Origin of the sequence: uncultured Roseobacter sp., assembly GCF_947501835.1 — a bacterium.
Lineage (GTDB): Bacteria > Pseudomonadota > Alphaproteobacteria > Rhodobacterales > Rhodobacteraceae > Roseobacter.
In genome coordinates, this window is record NZ_CANMXR010000001.1 from 242293 (window position 1) to 258013 (window position 15721).

A 15721-nucleotide genomic window follows, 5' to 3' on the forward strand; every position below is an offset into this window, starting at 1 on the left:
GGGGGATGGTTCACCAAACAGCAACACTACAGCTTTGATTGCACCCGGAACGTGGTGCATTTGCCGCAGCTCTCTTGATTGACGCAAGCGCCGTGCCCATAACCGTACCATCCACATTCAAAGGGTGAATTCCAAATGGAAACGGCGACGGCAACGCTTGATAGCGCATTCTGGCTCACATCAGGTGTGATCCTCTTTCTGCTTGTGCTGTCAGGGTTTTTCTCCGGGTCCGAGACTGCCCTGACCGCCGCGTCCCGGGGCAAGCTGCGCGCACAGGCCGATAAAGGTTCGCGCGGGGCGGAACGCGCATTGAAGATCACCGAGGACAATGAACGGCTGATCGGGTCGGTGCTGCTGGGCAACAATCTGGTCAACATTCTGGCCGCCTCGCTGGCCACGGCCATCTTTACCCGCGCCTTCGGGGAAAGCGGTGTGGCGCTGGCCACGTTGGTGATGACCCTGCTGGTGCTGATCTTTGCGGAGGTGCTGCCCAAGACCTACGCGATCACCAATTCCGAGACCGCAGCCGCCCTTGTCTCTCGGCCAATTTCGCTGGTGGTAACGGTGTTTTCACCGATCGTGGCGGCGGTGCGCCTCTTTGTGCGCGGTGTCTTGCGGGTGTTCGGCGTGACCATCGACCCTGACAGCAATATTCTGGCCGTGCGCGAGGAGATCGCCGGGGCGCTGCAACTGGGCCACTCCGAAGGGGTGGTGGAGAAGGAAGACCGCGACCGTATCCTGGGTGCGCTGGACCTCAACGACCGCACAGTGGAAGAGATCATGCTGCATCGCTCCGGCATTGAGATGATCAACGGCGAAGACAGCCCGCAGGAAATTCTGGAACAGTGCCTGACCTCGAACCACACCCGCCTGCCGGTCTATCAGGACGATCCGGAGAACATCATCGGCGTGATCCACGCCAAGGATCTGCTGCGGGCGATGTACAAGACCATCGGCGGCCCCGAAGGCGACGCAGCCCAATTGCGCGACTTCAAAATCCTCGATGTCGCCATGGAGCCCTATTTCGTGCCGGAAACCTCGACGCTGGCGGAGCAGATGCGCCAGTTCCTGCGCCGGCATACCCATTTTGCCCTGGTGGTGGATGAATATGGCTCGCTGCAGGGTCTGATCACGCTGGAAGATATTCTGGAGGAGATCGTCGGCGAGATCACCGATGAGTTTGACGAAGGTGATGATCAAACGGTGACCAGCGGCGAGGACGGTCAATTTGTCGTCGACGGCGCCATGACGATCCGGGATTTGAACCGCGCGACCGATTGGAACCTGCCGGATGACGAGGCCAATACTGTCGCTGGGCTGGTGATCCATGAGGCGCAGATGATCCCGACATCGGGACAGGTGTTTTCCTTTCACGGCTTCCGGTTCGAGGTCACCGCGCGGGATGGCAACAGGATCACCGAGTTAAAAATCCGACCGCTCTGACGTGAGGTGTCGCGCCTAGAGTGATCGTAACCGCGCCCGAATGTATTTGGCCGCGGATCTGAAATGGCTCGGCCCTGCCGCCTCGGCCCAACGGCCGGGTGTCCAGTGGTTGTTCGCGCCCTGCATCGGGCCGCCATAGAGGTCCTCATTGGAACAGGTTTGCACGAAGGCCAGGAGTGCGGCGTATTCCTGTTTCAGAAGCGCTTGCGCCGCCGCCCAATCCACGTCCTTTTGCGCCGCGCGCAGATCGGCGTTGTACCGCTTCAGCTCGTTCCACTTGTACCCTTCGGCTGGGAAATGAACCGTTTTGCCCGCCTGCCCGTCCGCATACCAGCCTAGAAAAAGCGTGATCCAATGGGCGCGGTGCGCAACCACATCCTTGATCGAGGTTTCCGCCTCATCCTTCATCATGGCCTGCTCCGTCGGGATGGGCATGATCAGCCTGTCCAGCTTTGCGTATTCCTTTTGCAATATGTCGATCAATTCGGATTTGTTTGCCGCCGCCATGTGCCCCCGCCTTTCCGGCCCAGATTGACCGTGTTTTGCGGCAGCGGCATTGATCCTTGTCAACGCGGGCCTGGGCATTCCGGTCGCGAACCCGAAAGCCGCCGCTGGCCCGTTGTGAAATTCGACGCCGCAATTGATACAGGTCAACGCGTGTCGCGCCGCCCGTCGGATAAGTTAGCGATCATAAACCATTAGGAGATGGACATGCGTTTTCTTTCCGCCCTGTTGTTTTGTTTGGCCAGTGCCGCGGGCGCCCAGAACCTGGAGGATGGCGAGAAGCTCTATAACCTGCATTGTGCCGCGTGCCACGGCGTGGAGGCCAAGGGGAACGGCCCGATGTCACCGGTGCTGCTGGTGCAGCCCGCGAACCTGACACTGCTGTCACAGAAAGCCGATGGGGCGTTTCCGGTGTTCCGGGTCGTCAAGCGGATCGATGGGCGTGATCCGCTGGTGAGCCACGGCAGCGACATGCCCGTCTATGGCTGGTTTTTCGAAGGTCAGGGCGTCGCCATCGCCGCCAACGATGGTCAGCCGATCATGACCAGCAAACCGGTGGCCGACCTGGTGGCCTGGCTCAAGACCATTCAGGAATAGATCTAGCGGTTAAGGTGTCTCGCGCGGGTCGAGAATGCGCGCGATCACACCGCGTTTGGTGACCTGTCCCACCAGGTCGCCATTCTCTTCGACCCCCAATGGGCCATCGGTTTCCAATAGCTTCCGCATCACGGTTTCGACGTTCATATCCGCTGGCACCGCGTGATCCGGCGCAGCTTGGGCCGGTTCCATCACATCGCTGGCGTTCAGCACGCCAAGCGGATTCATATGTGCGACGAAGTCCGCCACATAGTCGTTCACCGGGTTGGAGAAAATCTCCTGCGGGGTGCCGCATTGCACGATGCGCCCGCCTTCCATGATGGCGATGCGATCACCGAGCTTGAAGGCTTCATCCAGATCGTGGCTGACAAAGATGATCGTGCGTTTGAGATCGCGCTGCAGATCGAGCAACTCGTCCTGAAGCCGCGTGCGGATCAACGGATCCAGCGCCGAGAACGGCTCATCCATCAGCAGAATCGGCGCGTCCGTGGCAAAGGCCCGGGCCAGACCGACCCGCTGCTGCATGCCGCCCGAAAGCTCGCCGACCTTGCGCTCCGCCCAATCGGACAATCCCACCAGTTCAAGCTGCCGGTCTGCCCGCACATAGCGGTCTTTCTTGGGCACATCCGCCAGTTCCAGCCCCAGGGCCACGTTTTCGCGCACCGTGCGCCAGGGCAGCAGGCCAAATTGCTGAAACACCATAGAAACGCATTCGCGCCGCACCCGGCGCAGGTCATTGGCAGAACTATGGGTGACGTCACAGGACCAATCCGCATCGAACACGCGTACGGCCCCGCGCACCACCGGATTGAGCCCGTTCACCGCCCGCAACAAGGTGGATTTCCCTGAGCCGGAAAGCCCCATGAGCACCAGGATTTCACCGGCTGGCACGTCCAGCGAACAATTGTGCACGCCAAGCACCTGACTGGTTTCCTGCTGCACCTCCGCCCGGGATTTCAGCGCATCCATCCCCGGCAGCGCGGATGCAGGTGCGTCACCAAAGACGATGGAGACATTGTCAAACTCAACGGCATTTGTCATTTGCGATCCACCCGCAGCATCCGGTCCAGCATGATGGCGACAACGACGATGATGAAGCCGCTCTCAAACCCAAGGGCGGTGTTCACCTGATTGAGCGCGCGCACCACCGGCACACCCAATCCATCCGCACCCACAAGTGCGGCGATCACCACCATCGAGAGCGACAGCATGATCGTCTGGTTCAGCCCCGCCATGATCTGCGGCAAGGCATAGGGCAGCTCGACCTTCCACAGTTTCTGCAGTGGGGTGGCACCGAAGGCATCTGCGGCTTCGAGCAGGGGTTTCGGCGTTGTGCTGATGCCCAGATGGGTCAGACGAATGGGCGCTGGCACCACAAAAATCACCGTGGCGATCAGGCCCGGCACCATGCCAATGCCAAAAAACACAATGGCCGGAATGAGATAGACGAAGGTCGGTAGCGTCTGCATCAGATCGAGCACCGGGCGCATCGCCTGAAACAGCCGCGGACGGTGTGCGGCGGCGATGCCGATGGGCACACCGATGGCCATACAGACCACGCAGGCCGACAGCACCAGCGTGATGCTCTCCGTCATCTCCTCCCAATAGTCCTGGTTGAGGATGAACAGAAAACCCAGAGCGACAAAAAGGCAGATTTTCCAGCTGCGTTGCAGCGCCCAGGTAAGCGCCACAAAAGCGAGGATGATCACAAAAGGATGCGGCGTCTGCAGCACCCAGAGGATCGCATCGATCATTGCCTCCATCGCAACGGCGAGCCCGTCAAAGAACCACTCGCCATTGGTCTGAAGCCAGTCAAAGAACGCCGCTGCAGTTTTGCCGACAGGTATCTTCGTTTCAGTCAGCCAGTCCAGCAAAACCTACCCCTACCTCAGTTTGATGTTAACCCCGCCCGCAGGTGCAGGCGGGGTCAGATAATTACAGACCCAGCGCGGATTTCACAGCCGCGACGCTGTCGCCACCGTCAACGGTGGTTACGCCATCGAGCCACGCCATGAAGGCATCAGGGTTTGCCGTCAGCCACGCCTTGGCGGCGTCCGAAGGCTCGGTCCCGTCATTCAGGATGGCCCCCATGATCTCGTTTTCCATCGCCAGCGTGAATTTCAGATTGCCCAGCAGCTTGCCGACGTTCGGGCATTCGGCGCTATAGCCAGAACGGGTGTTTGTATAGACCGTCGCGCCGCCAAAATCCGGGCCAAAGAATTCATCACCCCCGGTCAGATAGCCCATCTCGAAATTGGCATTCATCGGATGTGGTTCCCAGCCGAGAAACACGATGGGTTCGTCTTTCTTGGACAGGCGTTCCACCTGCGCCAGCATGCCCTGTTCGGAGCTTTCCTTGACTTCAAAACCGCTGAGACCAAAGGCGTCGGCGTCGATCATCGACTGGATCAGGCGGTTGCCATCGTTGCCGGGCTCGATGCCATAGATCTGTTCGTCCAGCGCGTCCGCGTGTTTGGCGATGTCAGCGAAATCCTTGATGCCAAGGTCCAGCGCTGCCTGGTTCACGGCGAGGGTATATTTCGCGCCTTCGAGGTTTTCCCGCACGGTGTCGACGGTGCCCGCTTCACGGTAGGGTGCGATGTCCGCTTCCATGGTCGGCATCCAGTTGCCCAGGAATACGTCGACATCTCCCTGCGCCATCGAGGTGTAGGTCACCGGCACCGACAGCACCTTGATATCTGTCTCATACCCCAAAGCATCCAGAACCACGGTGGTCGCGGCGGTGGTCGCGGTGATGTCCGTCCAACCCACGTCGGAGAAGGTGACTTCTGTGCATTCGGCACCGGCCACGCCCGCAACGGCGATAAAGGCAAGCGTGCTTGCGGTTGTCTTGAGTGTCATGAAATATCTCCCATCTGATTTTTGCCCATAAATGCGCAGGTTGCATCATAGGGTCAAGGCGAAAGCCCGGACCGTTCGATTGGTCCGGGCTTTGATCCGCCTGAGAGAGGATGGGTTTTCAGTCGGGTGCCTGGCGAAAGACGCCGATGATCCGCTTGATCTCACCGGTTTCATCCGCCCGCGCCATCCCGAAGGATTCGACCTCCACGGTCTCGCCGTCCTTGGTGACGATCCGGTGCCGGAACTGGAAATCCCCACCCTTCTTCGCAACCTTGTTGACCAGCTTTTCGACCTTCGCGCGGTCATCGGGATGGTAGTAGCCCAATCCCGCTTGCAGATCAGGTGGCGGTCCATTCGGGTCCAACCCGTGAATGCGATAGACCTCCGAGGACCAATGCACCGAATTGTCTTTGAGATTTACCGCCCAGTACCCGACCTGCGCGAGGTCCTGCAAAAGCGTGAGCTGTTCCAGCGCGTCTTCGGCTTTGTCCCTTGCATCTATGATGCCGGTAATATCCGTGCCGACGGAGTAGATCGAGGAGGTGCTCTGCGAGGGGTCCGCGAAAATGAAGTTCTCGGTACTCATCCAGTATTTTTCGCCGGTATCGCGCGCAGAAACGGCATTGATGTGGTGCACGCGCCCCGTGGTGCTGTTCATCAGCTCATTGTCGCGTGCTTTCACGGCATCGGCCGTTGCCTTATTTGCCAATTTGAAGAAGTTCTTGCCTTCCGCTTCCTGTCGGGTCGTGCCCAGAATATTGGCCGATTTCTGGCTGATCCGCAGGACCGTCCCGTCGGTGGAGCGGTTCAGCATGAAGATCTCGGCGTGATCGAGGATCAGGTCGAGTTCCTGCGCCAGACCGGGGAACTCAGACACGACCATCGTCGAGCCCTTCATCTGGCCGCGCATGTCAAAGAAAGGCGAACAGGTGAGCTTGTAACGCCCACCCTTGGAGGTGAATTCACGCGAGATCGGCTCGCCGAGTTTGAGGGTTTCATTGCAGATCGGCGCAAGCGACGGGCAGTTTTCAGGCAGGATGCACTGGCTGACATGCGGGTTCGACACCGGACGCGACAGGCCGAACATTTCAGCAGCGGCATTGGTGGCCTGCGAGATTTGCAGCGCCGTATCCAGAACCATGATCGCCAGCGGCGCGGTCTCCAACACCGACATCAGCTCGCCGGTGCGCCCGCTGAGTTCTGCTGCGGTGACCTGCAGTTCTTCATTGACGGTGATCAGCTCCTCGTTGGTGGATTGCAGCTCCTCATTCGAGGTTTCCAACTCTTCGTTGGTGGCCTGCAACTCCTCATTGGTGGACTGCAGTTCCTCGTTGAGCGATTGCAGTTCTTCGTTGGAGGTTTCCAACTCTTCGATGGTCTGCTGCAGCGCTTCCCGCGTCGTTGCGACCTCGTCCTCCAGCAACCGGATACGGTCGCTTTCAAAGGTTTCGTCGCCGCTCTTGTTTGTCGGCTCCAGCCCTTTGGCGCGATCCACCTTCACTTCGCTGAAAACCACCAGCGCGGCGCGTTCGTTCAGATCGCGGGCAATGATCGGAAAGACATCGAGACGGATTTCGGCATCATCGTCATCCGCCAGCAAGTGCCGGACGCCCGAGCGATGCTCGCCGTTTTTCAGCGCGAGGGTCACCAGACTGCGCGCTTCTTCGCGGAAGGGTCGGCGCAGCAGATCGATGTGCATTTTCAGATTGCTGGCTTCGCTCATTTCAATAAACGAGCTGACATTCCCATAGATCCGCACAATCGAATACTCATCGGTCACCAGCACCGAATTCTTGCCCAGCGCCAGCGCCAAGGCCTCGAACATCTGGCGGTCGGTGGAATCGCCCGGTTGCGCCGCCTGCGTCGGTGGCGGAATGCGGCGCGACTGCGGAACATTCCGTGTATTTGCAAAAGGCGTCTGTTCGGAGCGGCGAATGGACCTGCGGCGGTAGATATGCGCAGACTGGCTGTCCTGAATGAACAGCTCGTCGGACCCCGCAACAGTTTCAGCCGTGCCCAAGAACATCAAAGAGCTTTCGGTCAGCGCGTAGTGGAACCGCGACATCACCTTGTGCTGCAGCGCGTTGCCAAAATAAATCAACAGGTTACGGCAGCACAGCAGATCGACCTTTTGGAACGGTGGATCCTGACAGACGTTGTGATCGGAAAACAGAATGGCCGAGCGCAGGGAATCGATGACGCGGATGCCATCGTTCTGCTGGATGAAGTACCGATCCGACAAATCTCTGGGAATGTCGTTGAGGGCCGCCATGCCGTAGACACCCTTGCGGGCCACCTCCAGGGCATCCTTGTCGATATCTGTCGCGAAAATCTGCACGTGGTCCTTGAGCTGGACCTTCGATCCACCCAGGGCTTCGCTGAGCAGAATGGCAATGGAATAGGCTTCCTCACCCGTCGCACAGCCAGCAATCCAGACCCGAAACGGGGTATTGGACTTTTTCTGCAGCAGCGGCGGCAACAATTCCTTGAGCGCTTCAAATTCGCTCTTGTCGCGGAAAAACCGGGTGACCGATATCAGCAAATCCTTGAACAGCGCATCCACCGCGTTTGGATTGACTCGACAGAATTGCGTGTATTCTTCGTGGCTGTCGATCCCTAGAGCGATCATGCGGCGCTCGATCCGGCGGTTGATCGTGGTTTGCTTGTATTCCCGGAAATCGACGCGGGTGCGGGCGAGAAGGATCTGCAACAGATCTGATGAAGGGCTCTTTTCCGCCGCCTCCTGCCGGAAAGCATCGAAATCCCGCGGCGACGTCAGGATCTTCTGCAGGTGCGTGCCGATCTCAAAGGGTCGTAACACCAGGTCGACGCAGCCGGTCTGCATGGCCGACATCGGCATCCCGTCGTATTTCGCACTTTCCGTATCTTGTGCAATCGTGATGCCACCTGCCTCACGGATCGCCTGCACGCCGTAGGCACCATCGGTCCCGGTGCCCGACAGGATGATCGCCATCGATTTTTCGCCATGCTTGTCGGCGATGCTCAGCAAAAACCGGTCCACGGAAGGTTTGGGGGAGGCCACCTCGTGGCTGGGATCAACCAGGCACAGCTTACCATTGTCATAGACAACATCGGTCTTTGGCGGTGTCACGTAGATCACATTGGGTTCGGGCACGCAGCCGTCCACGACATCGCGGACCACCAGCCGGGTTTGCCGGGCAACCAGTTCGGTCATCAGGCTCTTGTGGTGCGGCGACATGTGCTGCACCACGACATAGGCCACCTGCAGATCGGTCGGCAACGTCGCCACCAATTCGCGGATCGCCTCCAGCCCCCCCGCCGATGAGCCGATACCAATAATGGTCAACTCTGCGCTGTCTGCCCCATCCAAATGCCCGCTCCCCTACCTCAGGTCAATTTAAAGTTGGGCTTGAAACCATGCCCCAACCATAGCATGTATCTAGCAACCCACAGTTGCAAACTACGTGGTTATTGGCGGAATGTTCAACCAAAAGATCGCCGCTCCTTAAAAATAATCTTTGGCTGACGCAACAGGCACCGTACGGTGTGTTTACCTTTGACTGCCAGTTTTAGGGCACGTTAGGGCCATAGACTTTAATGCATGGATTATTGAAATGGTTGACACAAATAGCGTTGTACCCTTGTCGTCCGATCTATCCGGTCGTGTTCTGACGCTGAACCTGACGCTGCGAGAAAACGCAACCATCTCGGTGCGGTCTTGCGAAGTGCTCGGGCGCGGGTTTCGGAACCGTGTTTCTTTTCAGGACACCAGTGACATTGATCAGATCCTCGTGGCCAAATTGGCGCACTCTGTTCGCAAATGCATGGCGTCGATACCGGATGGCACACATGTGCTGTCTTTGCCGGAATTTCTGGTGGAGCTGCCGGGCCTGGTCCTTTCCGGAGTTCATGTTCTGATCATGGAACTGAAAGACGGCATGAGAAATGCGATTTTCAGGTTCAAGGAATTTATGGGATCGCTCAACAATGCGTTCCACCCTGACATCGGTTTCCAGGAGCCCTATTCCAATCACGCGGAAAAACTGGCGGCAAATGTGCTGGCCGATATCTGTCTGCCGCTGTTGAACATGTGCCGGGAAATGGAATATGCGCAGGTCGAGACACAGGATCATTTGCCAAGCGGCTTCTCCGAGCGCGCGCAGGAGTTTGAGTTCCAGACCGAATTGTTGAAGCGATTCATTTACAATGCCGGTATTGGACATGCGCAGCCGACGCAGGTTTATCTTGAACCGGAATATCAATCGCGACCCCTGTCGCTGCCACAGATTTAGGAAGATGGTCGCAAAATGAACAGCGGGTCTTTCGGGTGGTACGACAGCTTTAAGGAAAGCCAGCCCCTGACGCCGATGATCGTTTTGCAGTCCGATACTCTGAAAGCGCATATTCTGACGCGCGGCGCGACGCTCGCCGGTTTCTGGCTACGTGGTCATCCCCGCAGCCTTGTCCTTGGCTTCGAGGATCCGCTGGCTTTCGACAGCGCAGCGTTCTACGCGGGCGCGATTGTTGGTCCAGTGGCCAATCGGGTGGCACGGGGTCAGATCGACCTCGACAATCAGGTCTTCCAGATGCCCTCCAACGAGGGCACGACGTGTTTGCACAGTGGAGATGACGGCCTGCATGCGCAGGATTGGACGATCGCGAACCAGACGGCAAACACTGTGACGCTAGAGACCGCGCTGCCCGATGCCGCGATTGGCCTTCCCGGCGCGCGCAGGATTCGTGCCACATATGCGTTGGAAGCGGAAAACACATTGGTCTTGACGATCACCGCCAGCAGCGACTGCGATACGGTGATGAACCTTGCACATCATCCCTATTGGACCCTCGATGAGAAAGCGGATGTGTCGCATCACCAGCTGCAGATCCATGCCGATACCTATTTACCCGTTGATGATCAAAACTTGCCCACGGGGCACATCACACCGGTCGTCGGGTCCGCCTATGACTTTCGGGCGAAAAGAACGGTTCCGGTTGACCGCACGCTGGATGCAAACCTTTGCGTGACCACCGCCCGTTCTGACACGCCACGGGACGTCGCAACCCTGACAGGGGGAACCGGGCTTGTGCTTCATATCGCCTCCACCGAACCCGGCCTTCAGGTCTATAACGGAAGCGGGTTGCCAAGCGACGGCCCCAGCGCCCTACCCGGTCAGAACATCGCCCCGTTTGCGGGCATTGCGCTTGAACCGCAGGGCTGGCCGGACGCCCCAAACCACCCGCAGTTTCCCTCCATTTTGCTCCCGGCGGGCGCAGAATACCGGCAGGAAACGCGGTACCGAATTTCTGCAGATTGAGCCCAAAAGTCATTTTATGGCCATGTCAGCGCCCTGCCCCCGGCAGAAAACACTGGCATTCCTGAGCATGAGGCGGCCCCTCCGCTTCATGTGTAAAGGACCGTAACGATGACCAAAGATACACCAAAACCAAACCCTGCCCCAAAACCGCAAGGCAGCGCTCAGACACCCGCGCCACCACCGCCACCGATCACGGATTATGCAAGTCTTTGACAGGGATTTCCGGGTGACAATCCCCACTGCGACCGCCTATTCTGCGGCGCATGACAACACCTGTTTCCTCGATCCGAAATCTCGGGCCCGCCTTTGAGGCTGCCTGCGCGGATGCTGGCATTCACTCTGCGGAAGAGCTGCGCGCCCTAGGGGCGGATGCTGCCTATGCGCGTTTGTTGAAAAACGGCACCAGACCGCATTTCATCGGGTATTACGTGTTGGTGATGGCGCTGCAAAACCGTCCCTGGAACGATTGCAAGGGCGAAGAAAAGAAGGCGCTGCGCCAGCGGTTCGACGCGATCAAATCATCCTCTTTCGACAAGGGTCTCGATGCTTTCGAACAGATGATGGATCAAATCGGGGTGCGCCCGACTTCATAAAAAAAGGGCCAGCGCCTGGCTGACCCTTTTCCTGGATTTCTGAGGTGTCGCAGCTTAGCCGACCAATTCCAGTCCGGAGAAGAAATACGCGATCTCCACCGCGGCCGTTTCCGGTGCATCGGAGCCGTGAACCGAATTCTCGCCAACGCTTTCGGCAAACTCTGCGCGAATGGTGCCCGCGGCGGCATCTGCAGGGTTGGTTGCGCCCATAACTTCGCGGTTCTTTGCGATGGCGCCTTCGCCTTCCAGAACCTGCACCACAACCGGCGCGGATGCCATGAATTCGCACAGCTCGTCATAGAACGGGCGCTCGGCGTGCACCGCGTAAAAAACCCCTGCTTGCGCCTTGGTCATATGGATGCGCTTTTGCGCCACGATGCGCAGACCTGCGTCTTCGAATTTCGCGTTGATTTTGCCTGTCAGATTACGGCGGGTCGCATCAGGTTTGATGATCGAAAATGTGCGCTCAAGGGCCATCAGAGGTCTCCTGCAAATGTTAATTTGCGGCGCGTCTACCATGGGAGTTTGCAAGGGGAAAGCGGTTTGTGCGTGCCCATACCCGCCGCATCGGATCGTCCCCACGGCGCAGGTTTCACGGCTGATGTGGTGTGTCAGAGACGGGTCGCGCCCCATAAGGGCCCGAGGGGTAGATAGATATCAATCCCACGCATTGACATAGGCGCGGGCGTGGTTCAGTGCAGCGGCCATGTTACGCATTTCAGATATCAACTATTCCGTCGAAGGTCGCCCGCTCTTTGAGGGCGCCAGCGCGGTGATCCCGGATGGTCACAAGGTCGGGCTGGTCGGGCGCAACGGGGCGGGCAAAACCACCCTGTTCAAGATCATTCGCGGCGAGCTTGGTCTGGATGGCGGCAATATTTCCCTGCCCAGCCGGGCCAAGATCGGTGGTGTTGCGCAGGAGGTTCCCTCTTCCTCGACCTCGCTCATCGACACGGTGCTGGAAGCGGATACCGAACGCGCGGCCCTGATGCGCGAGGCCGAGAGCGCCACCGACCCCGCCCGCATTTCCGAGATCCAGACACGGCTGGCAGATATCGATGCCTGGTCTGCGGAGGCCCGCGCCGCGACGATCCTGAAGGGTCTGGGCTTTGATGATGCGGAGCAACAAATGCCCTGCTCCGATTTCTCCGGCGGCTGGCGCATGCGGGTGGCTCTGGCCGCGGTGCTTTTTGCCCAACCGGACCTGTTGCTGCTCGACGAGCCCACCAATTATCTTGACCTCGAGGGCGCCCTTTGGCTCGAAGCCTATCTGGCGCGCTATCCGCATACGGTGATCATCATCAGCCACGACCGGGGCCTGCTGAACCGGGCCGTTGGGGCGATCCTGCATCTCGACGAGCGCAAGCTCACGTTTTATCAGGGGCCCTACGATCAATTTGCCCGCCAACGCGCCGAACAGCGCGCGGTGCAGGCCGCCATGGCCAAGAAACAACAGGCGCGCCGCGATCACATGCAGGCCTTTGTCGACCGCTTCAAAGCCAAGGCATCGAAGGCGAAACAGGCGCAATCCCGCCTCAAGATGATCGAAAAGATGGATATGATCGCGAGCCCCGAACAGGTGGCCAAGCGCGTTTTCACCTTTCCGGAACCCGAAGAACTCTCGCCCCCGATCATCTCCATCGAAGGCGGCGCGGTGGGCTATACGGACACGCCGGTGCTCGCTCGGCTGAACCTGCGCATTGATCAGGACGACCGCATCGCGCTCTTGGGCAAGAACGGTCAGGGTAAATCGACCCTGTCGAAGCTGCTCTCCAATCGCCTGACACTGATGGCGGGCAAATCGGTGCAATCCAACAAGCTGCGCATCGGGTTTTTCGCCCAGCATCAGGTGGAGGAACTCCACATCAACGAAACGCCGCTGCAGCATATGATCTCCGCCCGCCCCGGCGTGCTGCATTCGAAACTGCGCGCGCAGATGGCGGGATTCGGTCTCGGCCCGGATCAGGCAGAAACCGAGGTCGGACGGCTTTCAGGCGGCCAAAAAGCACGGCTGTCGCTGCTGCTGGCCACGCTGCACGCGCCGCATCTGCTGATCCTCGACGAGCCCACCAACCACCTCGACATCGAAAGCCGCGAGGCGCTGGTTGAGGCCCTGACCGCCTATTCCGGTGCCGTGATCCTCGTCAGCCACGACATGCATCTGCTGTCGATGGTCGCGGACCGGCTGTGGCTTGTGTCGGAGGGCACGGTCACCCCCTATGAGGATGATCTCGAAGCTTACCGCAAGATGCTGCTGACCCCCGCCAAACCGATGGGCAAATCCAGCAAAAAGCCACAGGCCGCGCCCAAACCTAGACGCGCCAGCCGCGAGGATATTCTCGCACTCAAATCAGAAACCCGCAAATCCGAGGCCCGCGTCGCGAAGCTCAATGAGATGCGGGACAAACTGGCAAAAAAACTCGCCGACCCCGCACTTTACGAGGACAACAATGTCGGAGAGCTTGAAGTCTGGAACCGCAAATATGCCGAAGTCATGGACGCGCTGGACCGGGCCGAATCCCTCTGGATGACGGCCCTGGAAAAACTGGAGCGGGCAGAAGCGCCATGACCCCTTTCTTCTGGCCCAAAATATCCTGGGGGCGCTCTTGTCGCGCCATTGGTCTGGGCGACAATGGCGACGGGCAAAGCCCCAAGAGGCAGATGCCATGACGATCGACACCGCTTTTCTGATCACCTCCTTTGTCACCATGTTCGTGGTCATCGACCCCATTGGCCTTGCGCCGCTTTTCGTGGCGCTGACGCAGGGCATGACCGATGCCGCGCGCCGCCGGATTGCCCTGCGCGCCACCGCCACCGGTATCCTGATCCTGCTCGCCTTTGCCGCCTTCGGCGAGGCGCTGCTGTCCTTCATCGGGATCTCGATGGCCGCCTTTCGGGTGGCCGGTGGCATCCTGCTGTTCATCACCGCGCTCGACATGCTCTTTGAGCGTCGCACCAAACGCCGCGAGGATCAGAGCGAAGAGGAGGTGAACGACCCTTCCGTCTTCCCCCTCGCCATTCCCCTGATCGCCGGGCCGGGCGCCATCGCCTCGGTCATCCTGCTCATGGGGCAACGTCCAGGCATCGAAGGCACCGTCATCGTGCTGGGCGCCACCGCTGGTGTCATGATCATCGTGATGGGGTTTTTTCTGGCCAGCGGTCTCATCGAACGCGCTTTGGGCAAAACCGGCATCACCGTCGTCACCCGCCTGCTGGGCATGTTGCTGGCCGCCCTCTCCGTGCAATTCGTGCTCGACGGTCTCAGCGCTTTTGGCTTTGGGCCGGGCGCGGGCTGATTTCTGTGCCGAAACGCCTATATTAGGCCGAGAGACGATGGGAGCCTTATATGGATGGTAATGACACTGGCAGCCTGATCTACCTCATCCTGCTGGGATTGATGGTGGTGAGTTGGTTTTTCACACAGAACCGCCAATCCATGAACAAGACGCTGCAGCAGGCCGCCCTTTGGGGGTTCATCTTTCTGGGCGCCATCGCGGCCTACGGTCTTTGGGATGACATCAGCCAGACCGTCCGCCCGCAGCAATCCGTCTTTGCCGAACAGGGCAAGATCGTGGTGCCGCGCAGTGCCGACGGGCATTATTATATCGCGGCCGAGGTCAATGGCGCCCCGGTGCAATTCGTCCTCGATACCGGGGCGACCGAAATTGTCCTGACCCGGGAAGACGCCGAAGCGGTGGGCCTTGCCCCCGACACGCTCAACTTTACCGGACGCGCCATGACCGCCAATGGCGAGGTGCGCACAGCACCAGTGCGGCTGGACCGGGTACAGCTTGGGCCTGCCACGGATGAGAATGTGACGGCGGTGGTCAATGGCAGCGAGATGTCGCAAAGCCTGCTGGGCATGACCTACCTGCAGCGCTGGGGCAAGATCGAGATTACCGGCGGCGAGTTGACCCTGACCAGATAACTGCCCAGGCCTGGGGCGGCACCGGTTCATCGCGGCTCACGTCTCCGCCATTTTCTCCCACCGGCCTGTTTCCTCGGACCAGTATTGTGCCTTGGCACCTGCGTCCTTGAGCGCCTTCCATTGCGCCCGCGCGCCGTCCAGAGCCTGCGTGTCATTGCCATCGAAAAGCACACAGACACGATCCATCGCCGCGACATCCTCGGCACTGACCGCCGCCCCATCCACCGTCATCAGACAGGTCGCCGCATTCGGCGCCTCAGAGGTGGTTGTCAGCAGTACCGGCTGCAGCGCATCATGGTCCCCGCCCGCCAGCCCATGCGGCAGAAACCCGTCCTCCGCGCCCAGCCACAGTTTCTCATCCAACCACCCCATCCGGCCCAGATCCGTGCCGCGCACAACGACACGCATGCCCGCGCCGGTTGCCTTGCTCAATAACATCGCAAGCGTTTCTTCCATCGGACGCCGGGTCAGGTGATAAAAGAGCGCCGTGCCCAACG

The 15721-nt window shown here is 59.4% G+C and carries 15 protein-coding genes; 8 read left to right on the forward strand and 7 right to left on the reverse strand.

All coding sequences use genetic code 11. The annotated features are described in order from the left end of the window. Positions 1-135: 135 nt before the first annotated feature. Entirely contained in the window at positions 136-1443 is a 1308-nt protein-coding gene (locus Q1A20_RS01160; protein WP_298969722.1) for an HlyC/CorC family transporter, read from the forward strand. Positions 1444-1458: 15 nt separating this feature from the next. Here Q1A20_RS01160 and Q1A20_RS01165 read toward each other — a convergent pair whose 3' ends face one another. Continuing rightward, the gene (locus tag Q1A20_RS01165) at positions 1459-1950 is read right to left on the reverse strand and encodes a ClbS/DfsB family four-helix bundle protein (RefSeq protein WP_299404459.1); all 492 of its coding nucleotides are present in this window, start codon (positions 1948-1950) and stop codon (positions 1459-1461) included. Between the two features lie 204 nt (positions 1951-2154). Between Q1A20_RS01165 and Q1A20_RS01170 the strand changes: the two genes are divergently transcribed. Then, complete coding sequence (locus Q1A20_RS01170) at positions 2155-2544, forward strand: cytochrome c (protein WP_298969724.1); 390 nt, start codon at positions 2155-2157, stop codon at positions 2542-2544. Between the two features lie 9 nt (positions 2545-2553). Here the strand turns inward: Q1A20_RS01170 and choV are convergent, their stop codons facing one another. From choV to Q1A20_RS01190, 4 genes are all read right to left on the reverse strand, one after another. Further along, positions 2554-3585 (reverse strand): choline ABC transporter ATP-binding protein, encoded by a 1032-nt coding sequence (gene choV / locus Q1A20_RS01175; protein ID WP_299404456.1) that lies wholly within the window; start codon positions 3583-3585, stop codon positions 2554-2556. Further along, positions 3582-4415, reverse strand: a complete 834-nt coding sequence (gene choW, locus Q1A20_RS01180) for a choline ABC transporter permease subunit (protein WP_298970471.1) — start codon at positions 4413-4415, stop codon at positions 3582-3584. Before choW ends, choV begins: the two co-directional genes overlap by 4 nt. Before the next feature lie 64 nt (positions 4416-4479). Next, positions 4480-5406 (reverse strand): choline ABC transporter substrate-binding protein, encoded by a 927-nt coding sequence (locus Q1A20_RS01185; RefSeq protein ID WP_299404454.1) that lies wholly within the window; start codon positions 5404-5406, stop codon positions 4480-4482. Between the two features lie 118 nt (positions 5407-5524). After that, the gene (locus Q1A20_RS01190) at positions 5525-8758 is read right to left on the reverse strand and encodes a chemotaxis protein CheB (RefSeq protein ID WP_298969727.1); all 3234 of its coding nucleotides are present in this window, start codon (positions 8756-8758) and stop codon (positions 5525-5527) included. A 244-nt stretch (positions 8759-9002) separates the two neighbouring features. Here Q1A20_RS01190 and Q1A20_RS01195 point away from each other — a divergent pair, with 244 nt between their 5' ends. The 3 genes from Q1A20_RS01195 to Q1A20_RS01205 all read left to right on the forward strand — a co-directional run bounded on the left by Q1A20_RS01195 (position 9003) and on the right by Q1A20_RS01205 (position 11296). Beyond that, complete coding sequence (locus Q1A20_RS01195; RefSeq protein ID WP_299915584.1) at positions 9003-9680, forward strand: hypothetical protein; 678 nt, start codon at positions 9003-9005, stop codon at positions 9678-9680. Positions 9681-9695: 15 nt separating this feature from the next. After that, positions 9696-10703 carry an aldose epimerase family protein gene (locus Q1A20_RS01200; protein ID WP_299404447.1) on the forward strand — a complete coding sequence of 336 codons (1008 nt, stop codon included), beginning with the start codon at positions 9696-9698 and terminating at the stop codon, positions 10701-10703. A gap of 263 nt (positions 10704-10966) precedes the next feature. Continuing rightward, a complete protein-coding gene (locus Q1A20_RS01205; protein WP_299404444.1) occupies positions 10967-11296 on the forward strand; it encodes a TfoX/Sxy family protein in 330 nt (109 codons plus the stop codon). Between the two features lie 54 nt (positions 11297-11350). Here the strand turns inward: Q1A20_RS01205 and ndk are convergent, their stop codons facing one another. Beyond that, complete coding sequence (gene ndk / locus Q1A20_RS01210; RefSeq protein WP_298969731.1) at positions 11351-11773, reverse strand: nucleoside-diphosphate kinase; 423 nt, start codon at positions 11771-11773, stop codon at positions 11351-11353. A gap of 229 nt (positions 11774-12002) precedes the next feature. Between ndk and Q1A20_RS01215 the strand changes: the two genes are divergently transcribed. From Q1A20_RS01215 to Q1A20_RS01225, 3 genes are all read left to right on the forward strand, one after another. After that, positions 12003-13865, forward strand: a complete 1863-nt coding sequence (locus tag Q1A20_RS01215; protein ID WP_299915586.1) for an ABC-F family ATP-binding cassette domain-containing protein — start codon at positions 12003-12005, stop codon at positions 13863-13865. Between the two features lie 97 nt (positions 13866-13962). Beyond that, the gene (locus Q1A20_RS01220; protein WP_298969733.1) at positions 13963-14592 is read left to right on the forward strand and encodes a MarC family protein; all 630 of its coding nucleotides are present in this window, start codon (positions 13963-13965) and stop codon (positions 14590-14592) included. Between the two features lie 50 nt (positions 14593-14642). Then, on the forward strand, positions 14643-15224 hold the full coding sequence (locus Q1A20_RS01225) for a TIGR02281 family clan AA aspartic protease (RefSeq protein WP_298969734.1): 582 nt from the start codon (positions 14643-14645) through the stop codon (positions 15222-15224). Positions 15225-15260: 36 nt separating this feature from the next. Here the strand turns inward: Q1A20_RS01225 and Q1A20_RS01230 are convergent, their stop codons facing one another. Then, positions 15261-15719, reverse strand: a complete 459-nt coding sequence (locus Q1A20_RS01230) for a DNA polymerase III subunit chi (protein WP_299915587.1) — start codon at positions 15717-15719, stop codon at positions 15261-15263. Between the last annotated feature and the right edge of the window lie 2 nt (positions 15720-15721).

What these genes read in the sequence shown, in the direction of transcription:
- Q1A20_RS01215 (WP_299915586.1), top strand. Translation starts at nt 12,003, where the DNA reads ATGTTACGCATTTCAGATATCAACTATTCCGTCGAAGGTCGCCCGCTC.
- Q1A20_RS01225 (WP_298969734.1), top strand. Translation starts at nt 14,643, where the DNA reads ATGGATGGTAATGACACTGGCAGCCTGATCTACCTCATCCTGCTGGGA.
- Q1A20_RS01200 (WP_299404447.1), top strand. Translation starts at nt 9,696, where the DNA reads ATGAACAGCGGGTCTTTCGGGTGGTACGACAGCTTTAAGGAAAGCCAG.
- Q1A20_RS01185 (WP_299404454.1), bottom strand. Translation starts at nt 5,406, where the DNA reads ATGACACTCAAGACAACCGCAAGCACGCTTGCCTTTATCGCCGTTGCG.
- ndk (WP_298969731.1), bottom strand. Translation starts at nt 11,773, where the DNA reads ATGGCCCTTGAGCGCACATTTTCGATCATCAAACCTGATGCGACCCGC.
- Q1A20_RS01165 (WP_299404459.1), bottom strand. Translation starts at nt 1,950, where the DNA reads ATGGCGGCGGCAAACAAATCCGAATTGATCGACATATTGCAAAAGGAA.
- Q1A20_RS01170 (WP_298969724.1), top strand. Translation starts at nt 2,155, where the DNA reads ATGCGTTTTCTTTCCGCCCTGTTGTTTTGTTTGGCCAGTGCCGCGGGC.
- Q1A20_RS01195 (WP_299915584.1), top strand. Translation starts at nt 9,003, where the DNA reads ATGGTTGACACAAATAGCGTTGTACCCTTGTCGTCCGATCTATCCGGT.
- Q1A20_RS01220 (WP_298969733.1), top strand. Translation starts at nt 13,963, where the DNA reads ATGACGATCGACACCGCTTTTCTGATCACCTCCTTTGTCACCATGTTC.
- Q1A20_RS01160 (WP_298969722.1), top strand. Translation starts at nt 136, where the DNA reads ATGGAAACGGCGACGGCAACGCTTGATAGCGCATTCTGGCTCACATCA.
- Q1A20_RS01205 (WP_299404444.1), top strand. Translation starts at nt 10,967, where the DNA reads ATGACAACACCTGTTTCCTCGATCCGAAATCTCGGGCCCGCCTTTGAG.
- choV (WP_299404456.1), bottom strand. Translation starts at nt 3,585, where the DNA reads ATGACAAATGCCGTTGAGTTTGACAATGTCTCCATCGTCTTTGGTGAC.